We start from the raw sequence: 1,050 nt of genomic DNA, 5'->3' as shown, positions 1-1,050 counted from the left end.
ATCGACGAGATCGGCTACCTCCCCATGGACATCCAGGGCGCAAATCTCTTTTTCCAGCTCATTGCCAGACGGTATGAGAAAACGTCCACCGTTTTTACCTCCAACAAGACCTTCTCCCAGTGGAACGAGGTCTTTGCCGACGTCACCATCGCCTCCGCCATCCTGGATCGTGTCCTGCATCACTGCACTGTCATTAACATCAAGGGCGAGTCTTACCGCTTGAAAGAACGCAAGGAATTTATGCGCCAGAAGCAGCAAATTGTGAACACTCTTTTTGAGCAAGGCAGCTGCTGATTTTGTTACCCATCCCCGCCGAAAAACTACAAAATTTCTTCGGCGTTTTCTTACAATTTCATATCGGCGTTGACATCTGTTGACCAAGCTGAAAAGTAAACAGGCAGGCCCACCTGATAAAAAACAGTGTTTTGGGTGGGCTGTTTTGCTATGCCCAAAGTCGGCTCCTGCCCTCCAAACCCGTTTTGAGTTTGGAGGGATTACTTTGCGTTGATCTGAAAGGAAAATGGCAGACAGCCATCCAAAAAACCTTGATTCCCGGCCCAAGCGCCGGAGGGATAAGGACAACCCTTACACAATCTTCACCACAGGCATCAATACCACCACCCCGCACTATTATCTGTCTTTTGTGGATAGCAACAATATGGAACGGTGCGTTGAGATTGACAAGCCCTTGTTCGACGCCTTTGACCGCTTTGAGTTGGAGGATATTTCTTTCATGCACAAAGTGGACAAGCACTATGAGCGGACGGAGCAAACGGAGGCATCGTTGAATAAACGGGCCATAGAACCCCAGGAAAGCGTGGAGGAAACCGTTTCTCAGCGGATGGAAGTGGACAAGCTGCATCAGGCAATCGCTAAACTACCTGAAAAACAGCGCCGCCGTCTGTGAACTGCACCCCATTTGTTAGAGAGTATGGTATACTACTAACAAGTGGGGTGATTTATTATGCCAAAAGGAGTAGCAAACAAACGGTATACGCCAGAGTTCAAGAAAAAGGTCATAGAAACTATGCTGCAGGAAAAATTAAGCTA

General features: G+C 47.9%; 2 protein-coding genes. Both read left to right on the top strand.

Annotated elements, in window-relative coordinates:
* The coding region (locus tag D1641_RS03825) for an ATP-binding protein (protein ID WP_160663081.1) at window positions 1–294 on the top strand (294 nt) is incomplete at its 5' end.
* A gap of 226 nt (window positions 295–520) precedes the next feature.
* Window positions 521–907 (top strand): sigma-70 family RNA polymerase sigma factor, encoded by a 387-nt coding sequence (locus D1641_RS03820; protein WP_160663080.1) that lies wholly within the window; start codon window positions 521–523, stop codon window positions 905–907.
* Window positions 908–1,050: the final 143 nt, after the last annotated feature.

This window comes from Colidextribacter sp. OB.20 (assembly GCF_009911595.1).
In the GTDB taxonomy this organism is placed as follows: Bacteria; Bacillota; Clostridia; order Oscillospirales; family Oscillospiraceae; genus Lawsonibacter.
This window is presented reverse-complemented; position numbering and strand designations above follow the sequence as displayed.

What these genes read in the sequence shown, in the direction of transcription:
- D1641_RS03820 (WP_160663080.1), top strand. Translation starts at nt 521, where the DNA reads ATGGCAGACAGCCATCCAAAAAACCTTGATTCCCGGCCCAAGCGCCGG.